At 71.5% G+C, this 25,111-nt stretch carries 14 protein-coding genes; 6 read left to right on the top strand and 8 right to left on the bottom strand.

What is annotated here, in order from left to right; genetic code table 11:
* The first annotated feature begins 1,155 nt into the window (after positions 1-1,155).
* Positions 1,156-1,368 (top strand): hypothetical protein, encoded by a 213-nt coding sequence (locus tag DEJ46_RS00480; RefSeq protein ID WP_150263380.1) that lies wholly within the window; start codon positions 1,156-1,158, stop codon positions 1,366-1,368.
* Positions 1,369-1,546: 178 nt separating this feature from the next.
* Here DEJ46_RS00480 and DEJ46_RS00485 read toward each other — a convergent pair whose 3' ends face one another.
* Positions 1,547-2,221 carry a family 16 glycosylhydrolase gene (locus DEJ46_RS00485; protein WP_150263382.1) on the bottom strand — a complete coding sequence of 225 codons (675 nt, stop codon included), beginning with the start codon at positions 2,219-2,221 and terminating at the stop codon, positions 1,547-1,549.
* Positions 2,222-2,934: 713 nt separating this feature from the next.
* A complete protein-coding gene (locus DEJ46_RS00490) occupies positions 2,935-3,813 on the bottom strand; it encodes a hypothetical protein (RefSeq protein WP_150263384.1) in 879 nt (292 codons plus the stop codon).
* Positions 3,814-4,979: 1,166 nt separating this feature from the next.
* Here DEJ46_RS00490 and DEJ46_RS00495 point away from each other — a divergent pair.
* The gene (locus DEJ46_RS00495; protein WP_223835418.1) at positions 4,980-5,600 is read left to right on the top strand and encodes a VOC family protein; all 621 of its coding nucleotides are present in this window, start codon (positions 4,980-4,982) and stop codon (positions 5,598-5,600) included.
* A gap of 522 nt (positions 5,601-6,122) precedes the next feature.
* On the opposite strand, the gene DEJ46_RS00505 is transcribed toward DEJ46_RS00495, so the two are convergent.
* Positions 6,123-7,625: an oxidoreductase gene (locus DEJ46_RS00505; protein WP_150263388.1), complete on the bottom strand. Its 1,503-nt coding sequence runs from the start codon at positions 7,623-7,625 to the stop codon at positions 6,123-6,125.
* Between the two features lie 415 nt (positions 7,626-8,040).
* On the opposite strand from DEJ46_RS00505, the gene DEJ46_RS38930 reads away from it, so the two are divergent.
* Positions 8,041-8,196: a hypothetical protein gene (locus DEJ46_RS38930; RefSeq protein WP_190622361.1), complete on the top strand. Its 156-nt coding sequence runs from the start codon at positions 8,041-8,043 to the stop codon at positions 8,194-8,196.
* Between the two features lie 766 nt (positions 8,197-8,962).
* Here DEJ46_RS38930 and DEJ46_RS00510 read toward each other — a convergent pair.
* Entirely contained in the window at positions 8,963-9,343 is a 381-nt protein-coding gene (locus DEJ46_RS00510; protein WP_150263390.1) for a winged helix-turn-helix transcriptional regulator, read from the bottom strand.
* A gap of 144 nt (positions 9,344-9,487) precedes the next feature.
* Between DEJ46_RS00510 and DEJ46_RS00515 the strand changes: the two genes are divergently transcribed.
* On the top strand, positions 9,488-9,895 hold the full coding sequence (locus DEJ46_RS00515) for a RidA family protein (RefSeq protein WP_150263392.1): 408 nt from the start codon (positions 9,488-9,490) through the stop codon (positions 9,893-9,895).
* Positions 9,896-10,147: 252 nt separating this feature from the next.
* On the opposite strand, the gene DEJ46_RS39510 is transcribed toward DEJ46_RS00515, so the two are convergent.
* Entirely contained in the window at positions 10,148-10,597 is a 450-nt protein-coding gene (locus tag DEJ46_RS39510) for a TetR/AcrR family transcriptional regulator C-terminal domain-containing protein (protein ID WP_223835419.1), read from the bottom strand.
* Here DEJ46_RS39510 and DEJ46_RS39515 point away from each other — a divergent pair.
* Complete coding sequence (locus tag DEJ46_RS39515; RefSeq protein WP_223835553.1) at positions 10,553-10,906, top strand: alcohol dehydrogenase catalytic domain-containing protein; 354 nt, start codon at positions 10,553-10,555, stop codon at positions 10,904-10,906. The two genes, DEJ46_RS39510 and DEJ46_RS39515, sit on opposite strands and share 45 nt — an antisense overlap.
* Before the next feature lie 21 nt (positions 10,907-10,927).
* The gene (locus DEJ46_RS40830) at positions 10,928-11,470 is read left to right on the top strand and encodes a zinc-binding dehydrogenase (RefSeq protein ID WP_411757703.1); all 543 of its coding nucleotides are present in this window, start codon (positions 10,928-10,930) and stop codon (positions 11,468-11,470) included.
* Positions 11,471-11,491: 21 nt separating this feature from the next.
* On the opposite strand, the gene DEJ46_RS00530 is transcribed toward DEJ46_RS40830, so the two are convergent.
* The 3 genes from DEJ46_RS00530 to DEJ46_RS00540 are packed head-to-tail and all read right to left on the bottom strand — an operon-like array spanning position 11,492 to position 25,111.
* Entirely contained in the window at positions 11,492-11,707 is a 216-nt protein-coding gene (locus DEJ46_RS00530) for an MbtH family protein (protein WP_150263396.1), read from the bottom strand.
* Entirely contained in the window at positions 11,704-19,323 is a 7,620-nt protein-coding gene (locus DEJ46_RS00535; RefSeq protein WP_317852154.1) for a non-ribosomal peptide synthetase, read from the bottom strand. Before DEJ46_RS00535 ends, DEJ46_RS00530 begins: the two co-directional genes overlap by 4 nt.
* Complete coding sequence (locus DEJ46_RS00540) at positions 19,298-25,111, bottom strand: MupA/Atu3671 family FMN-dependent luciferase-like monooxygenase (RefSeq protein WP_150263399.1); 5,814 nt, start codon at positions 25,109-25,111, stop codon at positions 19,298-19,300. Before DEJ46_RS00540 ends, DEJ46_RS00535 begins: the two co-directional genes overlap by 26 nt.

Genomic DNA, 25,111 nt, shown 5'->3' on the forward strand with positions numbered 1-25,111 from the left:
TCGAACGCACCATGACCCGAGATGCGCCAATGGCGTCGGCCCCGTTCACTGATGTGCATCCGCACGGCCGTGTGAACGGCACGGCGTTCACCTGAGCCGGGTCATCTCGCTTTCGCGACCGTGGCCACGGCCGTCGTGATCCTCGGCTCGGCACGGACGTGCCCCCGTCAACGGCGCCATGGCTGTCGCGCACTCGGATCCCCTTCCGCTGGAGGGCGCCTGGGCCGAGCGTTCGGTCTGGCGAACGACGCACTGGTCCTCAAGGACCGGTCCGCACCCACCGAGTGGCGTTTCCCTCTCGTTCTGAACGGCCTCACGGCCAAGCCGGACGGCCACGGAGGTGTCGTCTTCACCGATGCCTCCGGGCGGCAGCAGGCCACCATGCCGGCGGGTTGGATGGAGGACTCCCGACACACGGAGAACGCCGCCGAAGGCGCCATCTTCTCTGGGGTCACCTACCGCCTGGAGAGCCACGAAGGCCATCAGACGCTGGTCGTCTCCCTCGACCGTAAGTGGCTCGTGGACCCCCAGCGGGTCTACCCCGTCAAGGTCGACCCGTGGGTGACCGGGGTCAAGGCGACCTCCGGCACGTACGTCGAATCGCCCTACAACACCAACGTGGTCCTGCGCCCCGGCCTGGGAGAGCATCCCCCTCGGCAAGGGCGATGGCCTCGGCGGCGCGGTCTGACCATCGCCCCCCACCCCACCGTGCTCCGGCTCGCCGATCTGGTCGGTGAACTCACGCTCACGTCTCGGAGTTCACCGCGTGGTGGAACGACTGTCGCGTCCTGCGCCGTACCCCACCGAGCGAAGCGCGACCACCGTCCCATCGCCGGAGAGCCGCACTTCTCCTATGAGTCCTTCCAGGTCCCGGCGACGCCGAGCAGACGCTGTGCGACTGCACCGTCAATCCTGTCTCCGAGGCGGCCGGTGAACCGGGTCCGCCCGCATGCGCAATGAGAGCGCCACTGCGGCGAGAGGTCACGGCCCCGCGGCCGCCTGTCGCCGTGCAATTTGGACGCCCTCGCCGACGCAGCCCCGTGCCATGCTGAAGTCCGAGGACGGCGTCGCCCCGAGGTGCCGCAGCAGCGCCGCCGATGGTGGGGGGCCGGGTAAGCCCCGTGCCCTGTCGCGACCGGCGTCGTTGAGCCCGGCATGACGATCCTCAACCGCCGTGTCCTCGCCTCCGTCGCTGTCGCCGCCACCGCCGTCCTCTCCTCCGCCGGAGCAGCGTCGGCCGACAGCGTCGGCAACAACCTCCCCGGGATCGGGCTCCTGTCCCAGACCTTCGGCAACGGCGACCAGCAGGACAAGGCCTCCGGCACCCTGCCCACCAACGACGCCCTCAACAACGTCACCATCCCCTAACCTGCGGCTCCTCCCAGCCGTCGTTCTTCTTCCACTCGTGCTCGTGCCGACCACCCAGGACGACCACCGGATCCTCACGGCGGCAGAGAAGCTCACCGATGCCTACTGCACGCCAACAGTGCGCGAAGTGCGACACGGGCACCAGCTCTCCACATCCTCTGCCAGATGCTGACCGAGATCACCTGGCCGGTCGGAACACCCGCAGGTCGCGGACCTCGTACGACATCTCGTCGGTGTCCGCGTCCGGCCCCGGATGGTAACGGCCCGCGCATACCGAGAGGTTGACGATCAGGTAGGCGTGCCAGCTGTGGCCCACGCCACGCCCGTCGGCGAACACTCTCACGTCGTCCAGCCACCACACGACCGAGCGCGCGCCGAACTCCGTCCGCAGCTTCACCCAGCCGCCGGGGCGCACCGAAGGAGAGCGGTGGTAGCGGTGGGCGCCGCGTACGCGGTTCGACAGTTCGAGCAGGTCGGGGTTGTCGGGGTGGTACTCGAAGACATCGATCTCCTGCCCTCCGTCGCGCCAGGTCCAGATCGCGGGCCAGGCCCCGGTCTCCTCGGGAAGGCGCACCCGCGCCTCCAGCGAGTCCCCGGCTTGTACCTGGAATCCCTGGGGGCTCCCCTCGGTCGTCAGCAGACCGGCGTCCCACAGGCCGTCGCTCCGACGGGTCGCCCGGAAGACCCCCGATCTGCTGTAGGCGGGGTCCTCCACCAAGTGGTCCAGTTTGTTGTCCCCCGGATTGACCGGGCCGCCGTCGGGATATGCCCACGAGCGGCCGGCGGTCCATTGCACCGGTGAGCTGAAGTCTGCGGTGAAGACCGGCTCGGGGGAAGGAGACGAGGATGGCATGGAAGGCTCCCCAGATAGGACGACGTGCCGTCAAACGTTCTGCCCTCAGCAGCCACCACCATGCGGAGTACATCACTCCATGTCGAGAACTCGTCACGAAATGGAGTCGACGGCGCCCCTGGCTGCCAGCGTCGCAAGAGCACAGCTCAGACGTTCTTAGGCAGCTGCCGAGCAGAAGAGACGTGAGCGCGCAGCACGGGTCTCGTACGGGGGCGATGCCCGAACCGAGGCCACACAACGGCCACACCTGACGAACAGGTCACCCGGCCCGATCACCAGCACCGCCGAGCTCTTCGATTCCGACCACCCAGACCCTCGCGACAAACCTGCCACGCGACAGGTCGTCTCCACCGCCCAAGCTCGAAGCATGCCGCCCCGCTCCGGTCTGGTCTTCACCTCGAACGACATGCGATACGAGCTACGGGGGCGGGCCCCGACCCCGCCTCCACCCCTACGAACCGGGGTGGCAGACGGTTCGGCCGGGGTGGACGGCGCAGGCGGAGCGTTCCTCCCGTACCTGAGCCGTCACATGGGTATACGGCCCCGTACCAGCCCAGAGCCCAAGGCACGCCGCCAGAGGGGCGGCGCGCTCGGGGCGCGGGCGGTCGCCACGTCCGTCCGGCCGGCTCCGTCTCGGACTCGGGCTCGGGCTCGGGCTCGGGGAACTGGCCCAGGCGTGCAGGCCGCTGAGGCAGCCTCGCCGGCGAGGCCGCCTACCGCTCACCCTGCTGCTCCAGACGCTCCACCGTACGAACGGCCCGCTCGGCAACCCGGCGCGCCTCCCCCAGGGCGCGCTCCGCCGCCTTCACCGCCTTACCGGCCTCCGACGCGGCGGCGGCGGTCTCGGCCTTCGCCTGCCGGGCATGCTGAAGCTCGTCCTCCAGGCGGCGCACCAGGTCGACCGCCTCCGCCACCTTGTCCTCGTCGGTCGTCTGCCTGCTGCGCGCTTCACCGAGCTCCCCCTCGAGCCGGCCGACCTCGGCGACGGCCTCCGCGGCCGTCGTACGAGCGCGCTCGAGGTCGCGTAGACGCGCCGCCCCGCGCTCCGGCTTCGCCTTCGGCTTCGGCTTCGGCTGTTCGGCCGGGGCCGGGCGGGCGGACACCTTGTCCGGGGCGATGACGGCGAAGCCGACCGCGGCCTCGGGCGTCTTCACGAGCCGGCCCGTTGACCACAGTTCGGCGACGTCCAAGTGGGCGAGTACGCCGTGGAGGATCTGCTCGATCTCGTGGAGCACCGTGTCGCTCACCGGCTGCCCGGCCTCCCGGGCCAGAGCGGCCGCGGTCCGGGCGAGCGTGCCGACCAGCTGGTGCTGCCTGCGGCCCGCCGCACGCAGCTGCTCGCCGTCGAGCGTCCGGTGGGCTTCCCTCAGCGTCTCGCCCAGCTCCAGGAACCTCGCGGCCTCGTCCGGCTGCCGGCGGGCCAGCTGGTTCGCGGCCCACGCCGCCAGCGACGGCCGACGCAGCGCCGCGATCGCCTTCGCAGCCACCGTGTCCTTCGCCCTGCGGGCCTCGGCCACGTATGCGTCCCGCGCCGCGGTGAACTCGCCCGGCTTCAGCCCGTACAGCTCCTCGGCAATCTCCTCGACATCCATACCCCGTACTGTCCGCCGACCGCACCAAGCCAACACGACCACACCGACAACTGCACCCCCGGATGCCCCGCCAGGTCACCCACCCGGCCCGAACAGCACCTCGACGCAGACTCCCCGGACCACTACGACGTACGGTCTGAACACGACATCCGACAGACAGAACCCGAAGGGCCGGCCACCCCCAAAGCCCCGAGCGGGGGCGACGGGACCCGATCAGAGGACACCGGGCTGTCGCGACGGCACAGGCGAGCTCCACCGGCAAGGTCCCCGACGCCCTGGGAGTCCTGGCACCCGGGGGGTTGGATCAGCGACGGCAGACGAGTGCGGCGGGGACCTGCCGAGCGCGGTTGCGCTGCTGCGCTCGGAGACGCTGCGTTCGTCCGCAGCGCGCCGAACGGTCGGGGTGGCACATCTCAGCGGTCGGCGGATCGGGCCGCGGACGCGGTGGACGTCCCGTTCCTGTGGAAGACGGGCGGGGCACTGGCCCGGCCCATGCCGGGAGCTCGCCGGGTCTCGGCCTCGGCGGCACGCAACCGGTCGACAACGTCGACGCGTTCGCCGAAGAAGCCCGTGCCCCCGGGCCGGGGCATCACCCGCCCGGCCGGCACATGTCACCGACCCGGACCCGGCCGCCGGTTTGAGATACCCCAGTCACTATCGGTGCCATTACTCCCCGTCGCGGCCTGACGCCGCAGTACGGGCGCATGGTCGGCGGCACCAGAGGGCCCGCCTGGAAGGGCAGCGAATGGTGATCCTCGCGGCCGGCAGCTTCCCTGCTGCTTCTCACGCTTCTTCTGCGTGGCGGCCGCGGCGAGGACGCGACGGACCACCCGGGGGTGTTCCCGGTGCGGGAGCCGGGAGCCGGTGACGGTGCCCCTGGGGGTGCGGACGGTGCCGGGTGCCGGGGGCGGCGCCGCAGCGGGGCAGGTGATCTTGGCCCAGTCGGTTTCCTTCACGGCTCGGGTGCTGGGGTTCTTGCAGGGCGAGTGGCCGGTGCCGCCGCTGGGGCGCGGCAGGATCGCCTCCGCAGTCCTTGCCTTGAGCAGGGACATAGCGGTCGATCCGCTCCACGACCGAATCCACGGCGGACGCGACCGGGGCAGCGGGCGTGGCGTCGGGATTTGTGCGGGTTGTCGGGCAATGATGGCGCTGTGCGACTTGATCACGTGTCCTATGCGGTGACCCGCGATAGCTTCGTCTCGACCGTCCAGTGGATCGGATCGGCCCTTGGCGCCGGGTTCGTCGACGGAGGCGTGCACCCGCGATTCGGCACCCGCAATTTCATTCTCCCGCTGAGCGGCGGCACCTACGTCGAGGTCGTCACCACGCTCGACCACCCCGCCGCCGACCGCGCACCCTTCGGTCAGGCGGTCGCCCGCCGCGCCGCCGAGGGCGGCGGCTGGCTCGGTTGGGTGGTCTCCGTCGACGACATCGTCCCGGTCGAGGCCCGCCTCGGCCGCACCTCGACCGAGGGCCACCGTGTCCGCCCCGACGGGTTCGACCTGAAGTGGAAGCAGATCGGCCTGCTGGAACTGCTGGAGGACCCGCAACTGCCCTACTTCCTCCAGTGGTTGGTCCCCACCGAGGAGCGCCCGAGCGCGGACCCGCGCACCTCCACCGCCATCCACGGGGTCTCCATCGCCGGCAACGCCGCCTCCATCGCCGAATTCCTCGGCGAACCGGCCGACCACCCCCTCGACCAGATCGACGTCACGTGGGTCGAGGATGAGGAACCGGGTCTGGTCTCGGTCGAGTTCGCCACCGCCCACGGCCCGGTCACGATCTGACCAGGGCCCGACCGCCCCGCGGGAGCAGATGTCCGACGCTCGCGTCGCGTCCGCTCTCGGCATCACCACATCCTGAGCGCTTCGGTCGACGGCACTTCATGGAGCCGACCGCCTCCTTCACCGGCACCTCCCGAGTTCACCCTGCTCGCCGGACGTACCGAGATCGGCACAACCGACCCCACCGTCCTCACCGAGGAAGGCCAGGACCCGCGCCGCCTGCCCCTTGCCGGCCGCAGCCGGCAAATCACCTTCATCGACTGGGCACGCCGCCGCGCCTTCGTCGAAGCCGTCGAGGACGGCGGCATCGCCACATGGCAGAGCGGTGAAGCCCGTGGCCTGTCGTACGCACCGACCCGCGCCATGCGCGACGTCCTCCTCGGTCCTGACCCCCGCGTGCGCCTCACGCGCCGTGCCACCACGGCTCTCGCCGAGCTCCGCATGGACCGCGGACCCCACGAAGTGCACCCCGCAAGCCACGCCGGAGGCACCGCGGTGCTCATGGATCACGACCCGACGCACGCCCTAGTTTCTGTTCAGGGTCCGGGTCATCCCCGCGACGACGGCCGTGGTGAGCATCCAGCCCGCGGCGATCAGCACGTAGGCCAGCCACTGGCTGACGCCGTCTGTCCAGTACCAGGCGGTGCGGTGCCCGAGGCCGCCGATGGGGATGAGCAGGTCGAGGGTGTAGACGAAGGGCTGGAAGGGGGCTCCTTCCCCCGGCTTCACGGGAGAGGGGGAGTGTGCTCTGAAGACCAGCGTGCCGAGCAGGGTCAGCGCGAGAAGCCATACGCCGGCCAGCCATGGCCGGTAGCCGTAGCCGACGGTGACGTCCAGGAGACAGCCCCACAGGCGTCCGGCGGGGTGCAGCGTGCGGCGGCGATGGCGCTGTTTCGCGAGGAGAACCCTGCGCGCGTCGCCGTCGTGGCCGATCTGCCGGTACCTGCCCGCCAGTTGCTCGTACGGCTGTGGGGCGTAGCCGGGATTCCTGCGGACCCATGCCAGGCGGTCCGCGACCTCGTCCTCTCGCGTCGCGCCTTCGCCGGATGCCGCGTCCCCGAAGCGGATGGAGTCGTACGTGAAACCTTCGAGGAGGACGTCCTTCGGCCAGGACCGCTCGCCGTCCTGACACCAAGTGGCGTGCGCGGAGCGGAGATCCACCGCTCCGCAAGGGGGTGCGGCGGTCCTGAAGTCGAAGTCGCCCACGTGCATGGCCGTGCCGACGAGGGCGGTGCCGTCCCCGTTCAGACGCGCTCCCTCGAAGGTCAGCAGGTCCTCGATGCGGGCGCCTCGCAGTCGTACGGTCCCCTGGGCGGTGAACCCCTGCGAGCAGTCCACGGTCGAGGCGACCACATGGCCCGCGGCGAGCGCGGTGCCGCGGGGGTTCTCCAGCCGGGCGCCCTGGAGGAACAGCCCCCCGGGCAGTTGTGCCCCGGGGATGCGGAACCCGCCCCTCGTGGTGAGTCGCTTGGCGAACACGGCACCCTCCATGACGAGTCCGCCGGCGAACACGGCCCATTCCTCAGGGCTCGAGATCATCGCGTCGGTCAGGGTCAACTCCCCTGCCACACGGGCGTTGATGAGGCTGAGGGAGCCGCCTTCGAGCGTCGTGCTCCTGAGGTCCAGCGCGCCCTCGATCCGGGCGAGCCCGGCGTCGATTCCCGGGAGCCGGCTGTTCCGGATCCTGACCGTCCTGGTCGTGGTCCCCCGTAGCCGTACCGCTTCGTCCAGCAGACAGTCCTCGAACCACAGGGTGTGGCCGATCTCGGCTCCGGACAGGTCGAGGAGGCCGGTGATCCGCGCTCCCGTGAGGTGCAGGGCGGAGACGGCACCGGCCCGCTCGTCGTTGGCGCCGAGGAGCAGTGCGGCGATGACGGCCGCCCGGACCGAGTGCTCAGGGGCCCATTCGGTGCCTGCTGTGTGCCCGTTCGCATCGGACGTGGTCGTGCGCAGGCTTACGCGACGCCCCTCGGGGAAGGCATCCCACAGCTCCCGCTCCGACTGGGTCAACTCATCATATGAAAGCACTCGTGCAGAGTAATGAACCCCTCTTTCCCGGCGCCCGAGTTGTCGTCTTCCGGCGAACGAAGGGTGGGGATCGTCGAGCGGTCGATGGTCTCCGCGCGGGCCGTTCCCCGGGAGGAGTACGCCCTCGAGGTCGTCGCGCGGGACACGGACGCGCTCGTCGGCTTCGGGCGGCTCTCGGACGATCCGCATCTGCAGCGCGCGGTGGGTCGCCGTCAAACCCCTGCCGGCTGCCCGGCACCGAGGCGCCCGTCCCCTTGGGCACAGGGTCGACGGTCGCCTCTCTCAGAGAGGCACAACACCGCGCCATGCTCAACCGCCGAACGATCACCGGACTCGCTCCCGCCGCGCTCACGGCGCTCGCCCGGCAGTGGGCCACCCTGGACCCCGTCGACAATGAGACCGGCACGCCCCAGGCGTGGTGCTCGTGGATGAGCACGGCCGACCTGGCCGTCGACACCGGCCGCTGCTCATCGAACCCGGCGAACCCGGACCCGCCCGCCTCCAGATCGCCCAGGGCGTGGCCCTCCTGCCCACCGCCCGCGACAAGACCCGGGCGGTCTTCCTCACCTAGGCGGCCGAGAGCCTCCTACGCCAAGGCGAGATCGACCAAGGCGCTGCCACCGCATACCAGGCACTGCACCTCGCCCAACGGACCGGGGCCTCCCGCTGCATTGGCCAAATCCGTAACCTCGCCCCCGTCTTCCGGAAACACCCCCGCGTCGAAGGCGTCGGCCGCTTCCTCGACTCTGTGCAGTCAACCTGAACCCGATCCCCTGACGATCCACGCCGGCCGCCCGACAGGCTCGTCTCCTGGCACACGATCGGGTCGCCGGCCCGCCCATTCAGACCGGCTCTGCCACGACATCCGCACGAAGAGACCGACCGTCGAGCAACGACACGCCAGCCACTTACGGTGGCGCCCCGATCGGGCAGAAGCGGCGGAGGTGCTTCCGACCGTCCTCCGGCCCGGCGGCACCCCTCACCTGACCCTCGTCAGCACAGCAGAAGATCAACGACAAGCCCGTTCACCTGTACCCACGTGGGCACACTGGCGCGTACGCGGACAGGGCCGGCTTCACGTCATCCCGAGACTGACCACCTGCCACAGCCGGAACGCCGGAAGCAGGCTTGACCGCGACCGACGAATCGCTGGGCGAGTCGATCGCCGGGCGTCGGCACTCGGAGGCCCGGTACCGCAAGTCGAGGCGCCGGTGACTCCGGAGACAGGGACGGTCCGATGGACGGGTTCACGGTGCGGCTGTTGCGGCACGTGGCGGCTCAGGGGGCCATTGGTGAGCTCTCAAGGCCGGCCGCCGCCGGCCACGCGCGCCCATCTGTCAGGCGTCGAAGCGGTGGCGGGACGCCTCGATGTGACCGAGGTACCGGTGGGTCCAGTCGCACAGTCCGTCGATCGTCACCCGCAGGGCCTGGCCCGGCTCGGTGAGGGTGTACTCCACCCGCGGCGGCACGACAGGGTGCACCATCCGCTCGACCAGACCGTAACGCTCCAGCATGCGCAGGTTCTGGGTGAGCATCTTGTGGCTGATGCCCTCGATCTCGTCCCGCACCTCACCGAAGCGCAGGGTGCGATCCCCCAGAGCCTCGATGATCAGGAGCGCCCACTTGTTGGCGACGTCCGAGAAGATCTCCCGCGCCAGGGAGTCCGCGCGCCTGAGGTCTGCTTCGTCGGGCGAGCCCGTGAACTGCTTGGTCACCATCAGGTTCCCCAGTCACCGAAAAGTGCGTTCTTCCATGTCAGCGGACACTCTCCTACGGTTCCTGAGTAACCACAAGAGAGCAAGCGTGTCGTGGGCTTGATGTCAACGGACTCACGGGCGCTCACAACAAGGGAGGCGCGCAGCATGGCCATCACCCTGGTGAACCCGAGCGGATTGCCGGAAGTCGACGCCTACCGGCAGGTGTCGATCGCGACCGGCTCGAAGTTGGTCTTCATCGCCGGACAGGTCGCCTGGGACGTCAACGGGGTCACCGTTGGTAAAGGCGACCTCGCCGCCCAGGTCGAGCAGTGCTACCTCAACGTCGGCGCCGCCCTGGCGGAGGTCGGCGCCTCCTTCGACGACGTGGCGAAGCTGACCATTTACGTCGTCGACTGGACGCCCGGCAAAATGTCCCAGCTCATGGACGGGATCGCCCGGGCAGCCGCGAAGCTCGGGGTCACCCCGGTACCGCCGGGCACACTGCTGGGCGTCGCGGCTCTGGACATCCCCGAGCACCTGGCCGAGATCGAAGCCATCGCCGTGATCGACTGACCATACGCACCCGCCCGTGCGACGGAATTGGCAATACGCTGTCGGGATCGAGCCGACCCTCCGCCCGGGATTCCTGTCGATGTCGCCCTTGGGGGCGAGGGCCTCACCCTGGGATACCTCATTCACGAGGGGACCAGTGGGCACGACGCAATCTGGTGGGCGCGGCCAAGCCAGGCGATGCGGAGAAGGTCGCCGTCCACCCGCACGACTCCCCTTGCGGACCAGGTCGGGCCGATTCCGGGATCGAGCACATCATCGTCCACGCCCTGATGGCTCGTGTTGTGCCAGGCGTGATTCGAGGCTGTCGAGGATGAGGTCGAGGCCGTACTCGAACTCGTCGGTGTAGGAGCAGTCCTGATGCATCGCGTGCTCGGCAATCAGCTCGGCCAGGTGCGGGTAGACGTTGAAGAAGGGATGCTCCTGCCTCTCACCGACGAAGTCTTCGACTCCGGAGGCGGCGTCGAAGGGCTGGTTGAGCTCAGTCGGCACAAAGCCGCAGACGTAGGCGTCGGTCGAGGAGAAGGCGTGTGACGCCGACGCCATCGGGAATCCGTTGCTGCGCAGCAGCCGAGCATGGTGCCGTGGTGCCGGAGCAGGGCCGGGCCCGGGGAGCGGCGCGACTCGACGAGGCCCAGGGCCCAGGGCTGTTCCGACAGCGTGGCGCGGGCCGACGCCGCGCGGTCGGTCATCGCCTGTCGCCACGGCTGCCGGGGCTCTGGCAGCTCCATCCGGGGTGAAGATCCAGTTCGCCAGGGCGTCCCGCAACGTGTCGACGCCGCTGTACAGGTCATCGACCGCGACGGCCTCGCGCAGGTGTGCAGGTGCAACGTCGGCGAGGAACTCGACGTCGAGGCGATGTCGCTCTACCGTCACCTCGCCGGCAAGGTCGTGGCCGTTGGCGCGAGCATCCGTGACATGGCACCGGGTGACGAAGTGTGCGGCATGACCGGAGTGAAACCGGGAGCACATGCCGAGTACGTCGCGGTGCCTGCGAAGAAACTCGCGAGGTAGCCGTACGCGGGAACCACGAAGATGCGGCGGGGTTGCTGTTCGGAGGCTCGACAGCCCTGTTCTTCCTGCGGGACAAGGCATCGGTGGCCGCGGCAAGTCGATACCCGTCAGCGGTGCGTCAGGCGCGATCGGCGCGAACGCGGTCCAGTTGGCGAAGCACTTCGGCACGACCGTCACCGGTGTGACCAGCACGGCGAACGCCGGCCTGGTGACCTACCGGGGAGCCGCACGGGTCATCGACTACACCTGCACCGACTGGCCGGCTTCGCCGATCGCTTCGACGTGGTGCTGGACGCCGTCGGCAACCTTTCGATCGCGGCCGGTCGACGCCTGCTGAGCCCCAAAGGCGTGCTGCTGGCCGTCGCGGGCCTGGGCGGCACCGTCCGCGCCCGCGGCAACGTCGCCGCCGGCTCCACGCCCGAGCGTGTCGAGGACTTCGAGTTCCTCCTGCAACTGGCTGCCGAGGGTGCGTTCACGGTGGTGATCGACCAGATTCCTTCCCATACTTTCGAATCCACGAAGAGGCGGGACGCCTCCGAAGATCCGTCCCGCGTCCCCGTGTAGCCCCGTAGCCGTCCCGCGGGATCAGCCGGTGGCCATGGCCTCGCGCAGACCACGCGGCCGCATGTCCGTCCAGTGCTCCTCCACGTACCGCAGGCAGTTCGCGCGGCTCTCCTCGCCGAACACGACCCGCCAGCCGGCCGGTACCTCGGCGAAGGCGGGCCACAGCGAGTGCTGGTCCTCGTCGTTGACCAGGACGTGGAAGGTGCCGTTCTCGTCGTCGAAGGGATTGGTGCTCATGGACGCCTCCTCGGTTCGTTCGGATGTGATCTCAGGGAGCTCAGTGTCAGGGATGGGTCGGTGACGGCCGACGCGAGCAGGTGCTCGTACGCGCGGGCGATCCGTTCGGCCGTCCCTTGGTCGAACAGGTCGGTGCTGTACCCGAGGGTCCCTTCCAAGGCCCCGGGCCGGCCGTCCGGGTCGCGGTGCGCGGTGACCTCGATGTGCAGGTCGTAGACAGCCGTCCCGGTGTGCACGGCCTCTTCCCACCTGGCCAGTTCCAAGGACGGTTCGGTCGGCTGGTGGGCGTCCCGGAGGGAGAGCATGACTTGGAAGAGGGGGTGGTGGGAGGGGCTGCGGGGCGGGTTGAGCGCGGCGACGAGGTCGGCGAAGGGCAGGTCCTGGTGGGCGTACGCGGCAAGATCCGTCTCACGCACCCGGCCGAGCAGGCCAGCGAAGGTGGGATTGCCACCCGTGTCCGTGCGCAGCACGAGGGTGTTGACGAAATGGCCCACGAGGTCATCGAGGCTGTGGTCCGTACGCCCGGCGACGGGTGTGCCGAGCACGATGTCCGTGCCAGCGCCGAACCGCGTGAGCAGGGCAGCCCACGCCGCGTGCAGGACCATGAAGACGGTCGCGTTGGCCTGCCGCGCGAGGCGCACCACCCGGGCATGCAGGTCAGGTTCCCAGGTGAAGGTGACAAGACCGCCACGGCCCGACGCACGCAGCGGGCGAGGCCGGTCGGTCGGCAGGGCCAACTCCGGCGGGACCCCCCGAAGCTGCCCGGCCCAGTAGGCGAGTTGACGAGTGTGGAGGCTGTCGGGATCGGTGGCGTCACCCACAAGCTCGCGGTGCCACAGCGTGTAGTCACGGTAAGTCACCGGCAAGGGCGACCAATCCGGGGACACACCGACACTCCGCGCCGAATAGGCCTGAGCCAGATCGCGCGCGAGCACATCCGCCGACCAACCATCACACACAATGTGATGCAGCACGAGCAGCAGCACCCGCTCGCCCCGCTCGGTCTCGAACAGCGAGGCACGCATCACCGGCCCCGCCACCAGATCGAACGGCTCACGAGCAGCCACCGCCATGGCGGCCTCCAACTCATCCGCGCGAACCGCCACCACCGGCAACGCCACCGCACCCGGATCCAGCACCACCTGCCGCGGCACACCCCCCTCTTCAGGAAACACAGTCCGCAAACCCTCGTGCCGCTCCACCAGGTCACCCAAAGCCAACCCCAGAACAGCCGGATCAACCGGCCCGCCCGGCCCGCCCAGCCGAAACACGAACGGCACGTTATAGGTGGGGGCAGCCCCGCTCAGCTGGTTGTGGAACCACAGCTGGAACTGGGCAGGAGGCAGCGGGGCAGGATCGGAGCACTCCAGCGGTCGTGGTCGCGGCCGTGCAGCCTGTTCGCCGGAGGCGGCGGCCAGCGCACGCGGCGTCGGTGTCTGGAACAGCGACGTCGGGGACAGGGCGTCGTCGAGTGCTGAGGAGATGCGGCTGACCACCTGTGTCGCAAGCAGCGAGTGCCCGCCCAGGGCGAAGAAGTCGTCCTCGGGATCCACCCGGTCCAGCCCGAGGACGTCGGCGAAGATGCCGCACACGACCTCCTCCCGTGCCGTGCGGGACCCGGACGGCGTGGAGCGGGGACGGTCGGGCCGAGGCAGGGCCGCCCGGTCGATCTTGCCGTTGCCGGTCAACGGCATCCGCGTCAGGGGGACGATGGCGGCCGGCACCAGATAGGGCGGCAGGGTGGTGGACAGACGCGCCCGCAAGGCGTCGGTGTCGACATCGGCCGGCGTGACGTACGCCACCAGACGTGAGCCGAGGTCCTCGTCATGTACGGCGACGACCACCACCTGACCGACGCCCGGGCACGCCCCGAGGACGGCTTCGACCTCGCCCGGCTCGACCCGGAAGCCCCGGATCTTCACCTGGTCGTCGCTTCGGCCCAGCAACTCCAGGGTGCCGTCCGCCGCTCGCCGGGCCAGGTCCCCGGTCCGGTACATACGGGAGCCCGGAGGGCCCGACGGATCGGCCACGAACCGCTGGGCGGTCAGTCCGCGCCGGTCCAGATAGCCACGGGCCAGGCCGGGGCCGGACAGGTACAGCTCACCGGGAGTGTTCGGCGGCGCCGGACGCAGGCTCGCGTCCAGGACCTGCAGCACGGTGCCGTTCACCGCCTCGCCCTCGACCGGGGTACCCGGGCCCGAACGCCAGGCGTACGCGTCGACCGTGCTCTCGGTGGGCCCGTACAGGTCGTGCACGACGAGACCCGCCCCGGTCAGCGTGTTCCGGAGCGACTCGGGCAGCGGCTCGCCGCCCAGGACCACGATCGACGGCCGGTGCGCGGCGTCCAGCAGCCCGGCCGACAGCAGGTGATAGGCGTGCGACGGGGTCGTGTCCAGGACGTCGACCCGGTCGGAACCGATGCGCTCCACCAGCGCGGCCGGGTCGCGCACGGTCTCGCCGTCGAACACCAGCAGCCGATGGCCCGCGAACATCCACAGCAGCGGATCCCAGGACGCGTCGAAGGCGAACGAGGCGGTGTGCGCGACGGTCAGCCGTTCCCTGGGTCCTGTGGGCGGGATACGCCGGCACAGGTGGCTGCGCAGGAGCCCGGCCAGGGCCTGGTGGGTGACGACGACGCCCTTGGGCCGGCCGGTAGACCCCGAGGTGTAGACGACCGTGGCCGGGTGGCGCGGGTCGGGCGGAGCGGCCGGGCCGGCGTCCGGCGGCGGGGCCGCGAGCGCGGCCTCCGTCCCGGGATCGCCCAGGACGAGCCGAGGCGGGCCGGAGGCCACGGCCCGCATGTCCGACCCGCACACCAGCAGCACAGCGCCGCTGTCGGCCAGCAACTCGCGGACCCGGGCCGCGGGCAGCGCGGGATCGACGTAGAGGAACGCCGCTCCCGCCTTCAGCGTCGCCAGCAGGGCGACGACCAGTTCGGCCGAGCGCGGCAGAGACAGGGCGACCACTCGCTCGGGTCCGGCGCCCTTCGCCGTCAGCAACCGGGCCAGCCGGTGCGCCCGTTCATCGAGCCTTCGGTACGTGAGCGTGCCGTCGGGTCCGGTGACGGCTGTCGCGTCGGGGGTCCGGGCCGCCTGTTCCTCGAAGAAGCCATGGACGGTGGCGCCGGAAGCGTCGTCCGCCGGCTCGGATGCGGTGCGGTGCGTGGCGTCGCGACCAGCCGAAGCCGTGTCCGTGCTCGGCAGAGCTATCTCGTCGATGCGCAGGGCGGCGTCGGAGCAGACGGCCTCCAGCAACCGCTCGAGGCCCGTCACCATCCGCGCGGCGGTCTCCCGGGTGAACAGGTCCGCGGCGTACTCCAGGACACCGGTGATCCCGGCGGGGGTGTCGTCGCCGTCGGTCTTCTCGGTCAGCCCGAGCGACAGGTCGAACCGGGCGATACCGAGCCCAGCCAGTTCGGTCTCCACGGGCCAGCCGTCCGGGCTCTGCCGGTGGAGGGAGAGCATGACTTGGAAGAGGGGGTGGTGGGAGGGGCTGCGGGGCGGGTTGAGCGCGGCGACGAGGTCGGCGAAGGGCAGGTCCTGGTGGGCGTACGCGGCAAGATCCGTCTCACGCACCCGGCCGAGCAGGCCAGCGAAGGTGGGATTGCCACCCGTGTCCGTGCGCAGCACGAGGGTGTTGACGAAATGGCCCACGAGGTCATCGAGGCTGTGGTCCGTACGCCCGGCGACGGGTGTGCCGAGCACGATGTCCGTGCCAGCGCCGAACCGCGTGAGCAGGGCAGCCCACGCCGCGTGCAGGACCATGAAGACGGTCGCGTTGGCCTGCCGCGCGAGGCGCACCACCCGGGCATGCAGGTCAGGTTCCCAGGTGAAGGTGACAAGACCGCCACGGCCCGACGCACGCAGCGGGCGAGGCCGGTCGGTCGGCAGGGCCAACTCCGGCGGGACCCCCCGAAGCTGCCCGGCCCAGTAGGCGAGTTGACGAGTGTGGAGGCTGTCGGGATCGGTGGCGTCACCCACAAGCTCGCGGTGCCACAGCGTGTAGTCACGGTAAGTCACCGGCAAGGGCGACCAATCCGGGGACACACCGACACTCCGCGCCGAATAGGCCTGAGCCAGATCGCGCGCGAGCACATCCGCCGACCAACCATCACACACAATGTGATGCAGCACGAGCAGCAGCACCCGCTCGCCCCGCTCGGTCTCGAACAGCGAGGCACGCATCACCGGCCCCGCCACCAGATCGAACGGCTCACGAGCAGCCACCGCCATGGCGGCCTCCAACTCATCCGCGCGAACCGCCACCACCGGCAACGCCACCGCACCCGGATCCAGCACCACCTGCCGCGGCACACCCCCCTCTTCAGGAAACACAGTCCGCAAACCCTCGTGCCGCTCCACCAGGTCACCCAAAGCCAACCCCAGAACAGCCGGATCAACCGGCCCGCCCGGCCCGCCCAGCCGAAACACGAACGGCACGTTGTAGGCAGGGGACTCGCGGTCCATGTCGTACAGGAACCACAGCCTGCGCTGTGCGGAGGACAACGGGAACGCCTGAGGCCGGACGGTGGCCGCCGTCAGCGGCCGTAGACGGGTGGCCGCGCCGAGTCCTGCGGCAAGGTCCGCCGCGGTGGGGGTCTCGAAGACCTGCCGCACCGTCAGCTCGGCCCCGAGTTCGGCGCGGATGCGGCCGACCAGCCGTGTGGCCATGAGGGAGTGGCCGCCGAGCAGGAAGAAGTCCTGGTCGGTGCCTATCCCCGTGATGCCCAGCAGATCCTCCATGATCTGGCAGATCACACGCTCCTCGCGGGTGCGCGGCTCGGCACCGCCTCCTCCCCCCACACGGGTCTCCGGAGCCGGCAGCGAGGACCGGTCGACCTTGCCGTTCGTGGTCAGCGGGAGGCGTTCCAGGACCACGAACGCGGCGGGCACCAGGGGGTCGGGCAGCCAGCGGCGCAGATGGGTCCGCAGTTCGGACGACAGCGCCGCCGTCTCGAACGCGGTTCCCGGCCGGTTGGTGTACGTCCCGAGGGGCTCGTTCCGCTGTCGGGCCGACGGCTCGGGCCGGATCTCGCCGACCTCTGGTGGCACGCCCGAGGCCGGGGCCGGGACACAGACGATGTCCATCCGGCCGTCCTCGGCGTCGGTCGTCCAGGTGGCTGCCGTGGCGTAGCCGAGGGCGTCGGCGATGTCCGCGACATGCTCGGGGTCCACGCCCGGTGATCCGTCGTTCTCCCCCTCGTACACCTCCCTCAGGACGGCGAGGTCCTCGTCGAGACGGGCGTTGGGGACACCGCGGATCCGCAGCCGGGTGGGCCGCCCGGTCGTGATCCTGGTCGCCAGTTCGTCCACGCCCGTGACGTCCCGCCCCCAGTGCAGCACGAGTTCCGGGGCCTCCGCGGGGCTCCGGTCGCCGCCTTCCGTGCGCAGCACGACGTCGTAGCGGTAGCGGCTGAGTTCGTTGTGGTGGCGGGCACGCTTGAGCCGTACGTCCACCTCGGCGATGCCGGGGACGTCCTGCCCCAGCGCGGTGAAGAACTCGGGTGCGACGAGCAGATCCTGCTCGGCCCGCAGGACGCGATCCACGGCTCCGCGCAGGCGTTCCGGCGGAAGCCCGGCACCTCGGCGGCGGACCTCGGCGGCGGTCGTCAGGTGCCGGTGCAGCCGCAGATTGCGTACGTCTCCCACGAACACGGCACCGCCCGGCACCAGAAGGTCGGCACAGCGCCGCAGCACGTCGGCCAGATAGTCGGCGTCGGGGAAGAACTGCGTCACCGAGTTGAGGACGATCGTGTCGAAGAAGCCGGACGGCAGCCCGGAGGTGTCGTCGGCGGACCCGACCGCCAGTTCCACCCGGCCGGCCAGATCCGGCCGGCCTGCCACGTGGTGCCGCAGTGCGGCGATGCCCTCCCGCGACAGGTCCGTGCCCCAGTACGCGGCACAGTGCGGGGCGACCTCGGAGAGGATCAGCCCGCTGCCGACTCCGATCTCCAGCACCCGCCGAGGCCGCAGGGCCCGGATGCGCTCGACCGTGGCCCGCCGCCACTCCTCCATCTCCGCCACGGGGATCGGCTGTCCGTCGTAGGCGCTGTTCCAGCCGCTGAAGTCGCTGCCGAAGGGCCGTTGCGCGGAGTCCCGGTAGGTGTCGTCGAAGACGGACCGCCAGCCGTCGATCCGCCGCTCCCTGCCGGACGAGCGGATCCGGTCGTCGGCGGGTACGACGTAGCCGACCAGTCTCCGGTCGCCCGGACGGTCCTCGCGGACGGTGACCGCCGCCGCCGTGATGTCGGGGTGTGTGACGAGGGCGGCCTCGACCTCGCCCGGTTCGATCCGGAAGCCCCGGATCTTGACCTGCTGATCGGCCCGGCCCAGGTACTCCAGTCGGCCCCCGGGGCCTCGGCGGGCCAGGTCGCCGGTGCGGTACATGCGGCTGCCGGCCGGGCCGGAGGGTTCGGCGACGAACCGGGACGCCGTCAGGCCCGGCCGGCGCAGGTAGCCGCGGGCCAGGCCGGGCCCCGCGACGTACAACTCGCCCACGGCACCGGGCGGCACCGGCCGAAGCCGTTCGTCCAGGAGGTGCACGCGCAGGTCGTCCAGCGGACCGCCGATCGTGCTGGGCGAACCCGGGACGGCCTCGGATGCGCCGAGGACGTGGTGGGTGACGTGGACGGTGGTCTCGGTGATCCCGTACATGTTGACGAGCGCGGGCCGGTCGGGGTGGCGGGCGAACCAGTCGGCCTGCAGGGCCGGGTCGAGGCGCTCCCCGCCGAAGATGACCAGACGCAGGGACGGGGCGATGGCCGTCGCGGTCGGGGACCGGTCCTCACGGTCGAGTTCGTGGAACGCCGAAGGTGTCTGGTTGAGGACCGTCACGCCCTCGGATTCCAGGAGTTCGAGCAGTGCGGCGGGCGACCGTGTGGTGTCCGCCGGTACGACGACGAGCCTGCCGCCGTACAGCAGGGCGCCCCAGATCTCCCACACGGAGAAGTCGAAGGCGTAGGAGTGGAACAGCGTCCACACGTCGTCCGGCCCGAAGCCGAAGGTCCGGTGCGTGGTGGAGAACAGGCGCAGTACGTTGCGGTGCGTGACGGCAACCGCCTTGGGATTGCCGGTGGATCCCGAGGTGTAGATGACGTAGGCGAGGTGGTCGGGCAGGGCGGAGGGTCGCGCGGGGGCCGGTGGCGCCCCCTCCGGGTGGCCGCCCGTGGCCATGACGTCGACGAGGACCAGCTCGCCGTGGCCGGGTTCGCCCCGGTCCTTGGCGAGCGTCGAGTCGGTCACCGTGCACACGGGCAGGGCGTCGGAAAGGATGTACTCCAGCCTGCGGGGCGGCAGTGCGGGGTCGAGGGGCAGATATCCGGCCCCGGTCTTCAGCACGGCCAGGACGGCCACGACGAGGTCGACCGAACGGTGCAGAGCTATCCCCACGAGCTGTTCGGGCCCGGCGCCGGCCGCGGCCAGTCGCGCGGCAAGCCGGTCCGAGCGGTCGTCCAGCTCCGCGTACGTCACTGCCTCGTCGCCGCAGACGACGGCGATCGCCGACGGCCGCTCAGCCCCCCTGGCCCGAAAGAGCTCGTGCAGGGTCTGCGGCCCCTCCGGGCCGCGGACCTCGCTGCCGGCGTCCTGCACGTCAGTGCTCCGCCCGTGCGTCGGCACGTTCCACCACCTCACACAGCAGGGACATGAATTTCTCGGCCACCGAGCGGATCGTCTCCGCCCTGTGGACACGGTGGTTGTACGCCCATTCCACGCGGAGCCGGCCGGCCTCCACCGAGCCGCTGATCATCAGACGGTGGCTGCGCCGTCCGGCCGGACCGCGGTCCGGACCCACCGGGTCCCGCAGAATCCGGAACGGGCCCAGCGAGCCGTCGAACTGGCCCAGGTAGTTGAAGATGACCTCGGCCCGCGGCAGGGCGGCCAGGCGGGCGCGGAGGCCCGGATCGGTGGAGAGGTGACGCAGCACGCCGTAGCCGATACCCCGGTGCGGCACGGCCCGCAGCACCTCCCCGGTCCGGGCCACGTCGTTCGGCGTGGCACCGGTCGTGGCAGGCAGCAGGACCGGGTAGAGCGAGGTGAACCAGCCGACCGTACGGGAGACATCGAGGCCGAGCAGGCCCTCACGGCCGTGGCCTTCGAGATCCACGAGCACTCTGCGGTGCCCCGACCAGGGGGCCAGGGCACCCGCCAGTGCGGTGAGCAGCACGTCGTCGATGTGGGCGCGGCCGGTGCCGGTGGCCTCGCGGAGCAGCCGGCGGGTCCGCCCCGGGTCCAGCTCGACCACCTCGTAGCGCTCGTCGGCCTCCAGGTCCTCGGCCTGCTCGTGGTCCACGGGCAGCGGGCCGGTCTCGCACCAGGGGAGCTTCAGCCAGTGGTCCGCCTCCGCCGCCACCGCGGGCGAGCCCGCGTGGTCGGCCAGCGCACGCGACCAGGACCGGAAGGAGGCCGTACGGGTGGGCAGCACGATGGGTTCGCCCCGTTCCGCCTGCTGGTAGGCGGACCACAGGTCCTCCGGCAGGATCCGGCCGGAGATACCGTCCACGACAAGGTGATGCACGATCAACAGCAGACGGTCCGGCACCGCGCCGAGGCCGTCGAAGTGGACCAGCCGCATCAGCGGGCCCTCCTGGAGCGACAGCCGCGCCTGCAGTCGGGCGCCGGCGTCCTCGATGACCGCGGCGTCCGCGGCGGGACCGCGCCCGGTCAGCGCGATCCGGTCCACGGGGACGGTGTCCGCCTCTTCGACGCTGACGACGCGCTGCTGCCACCCGTCGGGGCCGTCGGGGGTGAAGCGGGTGCGCAGGGCGTCGTGATGGGCCAACAGGTGCTGCGCGGCCTGGGCGATCGTGCCCGTGCGCAGCGCCCTCGGTGATTCCAGCAGCATCGCGTGGTTGTAGTGAGAGGGGTCCGGCGCATTCTGGTCGGTGAACCAGCGCTGGATCGGGGTGAGCGGAACCGGCCCCGTAACGGATCCGCCGGCCGTCCGCGAGGGCACGACCCGCCGGGCGTACGGAGCGAGCGCGGCCGGGTTCGGATTGCGCATCAGCAGGGACGGGGTGATGACCAGCCCACGACGGCTCGCCCGGTCCACGGCCCTGATGACAAGGATCGAGTCACCGCCGTGGGCGAAGAAGTCGTCGTGCAGCCCGAAGGTCCCGGTGGCCAGGACCTCGGCGAACACTTCGGCGAGTACCTGGGCGGCCGGGGCTTCCTCCTCCGCGGCGCCGGGCCCGATCGGGGCCGGTGCGGGTGCGGTGACCTCGGCTCCCAGGGAGGCCGGGGGCGGGTCTGTGGCGTCTTCTGCCGCGCCGTGCCCGGTCCGGGCCGGCGCGGGTGCCGGGTCGGTCGTGTCCTCCGCCGGGCTACGGAACGGGTCGGGCAGTGCCGCCCGGTCCGTCTTGCCACCCGGTGCCAGCGGGAGCGCCTCGATCTCCCGCAGCACCGTGGGCAGCAGGGCCGCCGGCAGCCGTGCCGCGAGATGCTCGCGCAGCTCCCGGGCGCCGAGCGGTGCCGCTCCGGCCGCGCGGGTGTAGTACGCCGCCAGGCGCTGCTCCCCGGACGGCCCCCGGGCGACCACGGCGCACGCGGCGACCGACGGGTGCTCGGCGAGCACGGCTTCGATCTCGCCCGGCTCCACCCGGAAGCCCCGGATCTTGACCTGCTGGTCGACACGGCCGAGGAACTCCAGTCGCCCATCGGCCCGCCACCGGGCCAGATCACCGGTCCGGTAGAGCCGGGCCCCGTCGCCGAACGGGTCCGCGACGAACCGCCCGGCGGTCAGCGCCGGCCTGCCCAGATAGCCACGGGCCACGGCCTCCCCGCCCAGGTACAGCTCGCCGGTCTGCCCGAGCGGGACCGGGCGCAGAGCCCCGTCCAGGACGTACGCCGGAGTGTTGAGGATCGGTCTGCCGATCGGAACGGTTCCGGCCGGCACGTCGGCGTCGAGGACCTCACCGGTGACGGCCCAGATCGTGGCCTCGGTGGGGCCGTACATGTTGAGGACGCGGTCCGGCCCGGCGGCTCGCAGCCGTCCCGCCAGGGCTGGCGGCAGAGCCTCGCCGCCCACGGCGAGCAGCCGCAGCCGGCCCAGGGCCGTGTGCGAGGCGTCGTCGTCGACCAGCAGCCGCGCCATGGAGGGTGTGCACTGCAGATGGGTGACTCCGTGGCGGGTGATGAGCGAGGCGACCGACTCGTCGTCCGGGTCGGGCCCGTCCGCCGCCGGTTCCGTCACGGTGTTCGCCAGGCGATGCAGGTCTGCCAGGTGCGGCAGGCCCGTCAGGACGGTTTCGTCGGGGAGCCCGAAGTCGATGAGGACGGCGATCTCGTCCACGCCGGCCTCCGACAGGCGCCGCACGAGCGGCAGGCAGCTCTCCGGTGTGCCGAACAGGCCGGTGTGCAGGAGATGGCGTTCGACGGACTCGCGCAGGGCACGCTCCGCCTCCTCGCGGTCGTCGTCCGCCGGCAGGTCGCGGGCGGTTCGGGACAGGTCCTGGGACGTGCGCAGATAGCGCAGCAGCGGCTCGCGTGCCTGTTCCCGGGCGGTGTCGTCGGAGGAGCCGAGCAGCCCGTGCACCAGCAGCGTGACATGGCCGTCGTACGGCGCCCCGGAGTTCTCCCGCCAGGCCGCGCGGTAGGCGGCGATCCGGTCGGCAAGCCCGTCGACGTCCTGGCCGAGCAGATGGGTGAGGACGTGGGCACCGGCGGCACCGGCCGCCCGGAACGTCTCCTCGCTGCCCGACGTGGTCACCCAGCAGGGCAGTTCGGTGCGCACCGGGCGCGGACGGACGGTGATGCCGGTCGTCCGTCCCGTCCCGTCGGGAAGGGTGAGGGTCTCGCCGCGCCACAGTCGGCGTACGGTCTCCAGCGTGCGGTGTGTCTCCTCCTGCCGCGGCCGGAAGCGGTCGGGGGCCAGCACGAAGTCCGTGGGGTGCCAGCCGGAGGCGAAGGAGACTCCGACCCGGCCGCCGGACAGCCGGTCGACCATCGCCCACTCCTCGGCGATGCGCACCGGGTGGTGCAGCGGGGCCACCACACTGCCGGCCCGGATGCCGACCCGCCGGGTGACCGCGGCCACGGCGGCGGCCGCCACCGACGGATTCGGGTAGGCCCCGCCGAAGGGGTGGAAGTGCCGTTCGGGTACCCACACGGCGGTGAGGCCGTGGTCGTCGGCGAACCGGGCCGCTTCCAGCAGCAACCGGTAGTCCTCCCCGCCCGCACCGCGACTGCCCTCCGCGTCGTCGGCGGGGAACGAGTACAGGCTGAACTCGACCTTCCGCTGCCCGCCGGCCACCGGGAGCACGGGCGCGCCGCCCGCGCCGTGCAGGACGACGGCGTAGCCGCGGGCGAGGGTCCAGAGCAGTTCCAGCACCGAGATGTCGAACGACATGCTGGTGACGGCCAGCCAGGCATCGCCCGGTTGCGCCGGCCCGACGCACCCGTCCATGGAGGCGAAGAAGTTCGCCACCTGCCGGCGCTCGACCATGACGCCCTTGGGCTGCCCGGTCGACCCGGACGTGTGGATGACGTAGGCGAGGTCCGCCGCACCGGCGGAGCCGGCGGGCGTGCCACGGGAGTGGGCGAGGCACTCGACGTCGAGCAGCTGAGGGCCTTGGACATGTCCCAGCCGGGCCTGGCCCGCCGCGTCCGTCACGACCGCCGCCACGGACGCGTCGGCCAGGACGAAGCGCACCCGGTCGGCGGGGTAGGACGGGTCGACCGGCACATAGGCGGCGCCCGCCTTGAGCACCCCGAGGAGCGCGGCGGGCAGGTCCGGCGTCCGGTCCAGGCATACCGCGACCCGGTCGCCCGGGCCGACCCCGAGGCCGGCCAGACCCTGCGCCAGCCGGTCGGACCGTTCGTCGAGTTCGGCGTACGTCGTCGTCCGGTCGCGGTGGATCAGGGCGACGGCTCCTGGCGTGCGCGCGGCCTGGGCGGTGAACTCCTGCTCGGGGAAGCCGACACCGTGTCCGGCCGCGACGCCGTCCGAGGCCGACGGCGGCAGATGGCCCTTCCGCAGAGGCGGGAGGGCGGCGGCCGGCCGATCCGGGTCGGCGACGGCGTGTTCCAGTACGGCCGTCAGCAGGCCGGCCAGCCGGTTCGCGTCCTCCTGGACGAACACGTCCGCCGCCAGGGTCAAGACCCCGGCCAGGCTCTCGGGACCGGCGCTCAGCTCCAGCTCCACGTCGTACACCGCTGTCTCGGGCGCGGTGTCGACGAGTTCGAGGGCAAGCCCGCCGGCTTCGGACGGGGCCTGCGCGGCCGACGGAGTCGTGTCGACGGTGAGCAGTGCCTGCACCAGTGGTGCGCTGCCGGGGGTGCGCGGCAGGTCCAGCTCACGGACGATCCGCTGGAACGGGACGTCCTGGTGGGCCAGAGCCGACCGTACGTCGTCGCGGGCCCGCACCAGCAGGTCGCGGAAGGACGGTGAGCCGGACAGGTCGCCGCGCAGGGCGAGCAGGTTGATGAAGCAGCCGACGGCGTCCTCGGCACCGGCCGTGTCCCGGTGGGCGACCGGGCTGCCCACCACGAGGTCGGTCCGGCCCGACTCGTGGGCCAGCAGCAGCCGGTAGGCGGCCAGGAGAGCCATGAACAAGGTGGCGCGTTCCTGCCGCGCGAGAGCGGTGAGGGCGTCGTACAGGCGCCCCTCGATCCGGACCGCGCGCGTCACCGCCCTGCGGGACGGGACGGCAGGTCGCGGGCCTCGCGTGCCGAGGGCGAGCGTAGCCGGGGCCCCCTTCAGCAGGGAGCTCCAATACTCCAGGCCGGGCCGCAGCCGGGCCTCGGTGTACCGTTCCCGCTGCCAGGCCGCGAAGTCGTCGTACTGCAGGACCGGCTCGGGGAGCACGGGCGGTCGGCCTTCCCGCGCTGCCGCGTACAGCTCCGTGAGGTCCCGCACGACGACGCCGACGGACCAGCCGTCGAACGCGATGTGGTGGACGACGACGGACAGGACGTGATGCTCGTCGGTGCGCCGGACGAGCAGAGCCCTCAGCGGCGGGCCGGTCTCGAGATCGAAACGGGGCCGGGCGTGGGCGGCCAGCAGACTCTGTTCCTCCCGCGGGCCCGCCGCCTGCGCGGCCGGCAGGGCGATCGCACACTCGGGGTTCCTGACCTGGACGGGTGTGTCGCCGTCCCCGGTCCGGTAGCAGGTGTGCAGGGCGCTGTGCCGGGCGACCGTGCTGTTCAGCGCGGCGGCCAGGGCGGGCTCGTCGAGCGGGCCGCGCAGGCGCAGCGCGAACTGCACGTGGTAGCCCGACTCGCCGTCGTGCAGCCGGTGCTCCAGCCACAACCGCTCCTGCGCGAACGACAGCGGGCCCCGGGCATCCGGGTCCGGCCGTGCGGCCGGCGGGAGCGGCCCGGGGCCGGTGTCCGGAGGTGCGGGCGCGGCGCGGAGCAGGTGGAGGCGGCCGGCGGACAGGCGTCGTGCGCCGGGTCCGGGCGTCGTCAT

The sequence above is a fragment of the Streptomyces venezuelae genome, assembly GCF_008642375.1.
In the GTDB taxonomy this organism is placed as follows: Bacteria; Actinomycetota; Actinomycetes; order Streptomycetales; family Streptomycetaceae; genus Streptomyces; species Streptomyces venezuelae_G.

Bases quoted from the DNA above. Each gene is read 5' to 3' on its own strand.
- DEJ46_RS00480 (WP_150263380.1), top strand. From the start codon at position 1,156: ATGACGATCCTCAACCGCCGTGTCCTCGCCTCCGTCGCTGTCGCCGCC.
- DEJ46_RS00485 (WP_150263382.1), bottom strand. From the start codon at position 2,221: ATGCCATCCTCGTCTCCTTCCCCCGAGCCGGTCTTCACCGCAGACTTC.
- DEJ46_RS00490 (WP_150263384.1), bottom strand. From the start codon at position 3,813: ATGGATGTCGAGGAGATTGCCGAGGAGCTGTACGGGCTGAAGCCGGGC.
- DEJ46_RS00510 (WP_150263390.1), bottom strand. From the start codon at position 9,343: ATGGTGACCAAGCAGTTCACGGGCTCGCCCGACGAAGCAGACCTCAGG.
- DEJ46_RS00515 (WP_150263392.1), top strand. From the start codon at position 9,488: ATGGCCATCACCCTGGTGAACCCGAGCGGATTGCCGGAAGTCGACGCC.
- DEJ46_RS40830 (WP_411757703.1), top strand. From the start codon at position 10,928: ATGCGGCGGGGTTGCTGTTCGGAGGCTCGACAGCCCTGTTCTTCCTGC.
- DEJ46_RS00530 (WP_150263396.1), bottom strand. From the start codon at position 11,707: ATGAGCACCAATCCCTTCGACGACGAGAACGGCACCTTCCACGTCCTG.
- DEJ46_RS00540 (WP_150263399.1), bottom strand. From the start codon at position 25,111: ATGACGACGCCCGGACCCGGCGCACGACGCCTGTCCGCCGGCCGCCTC.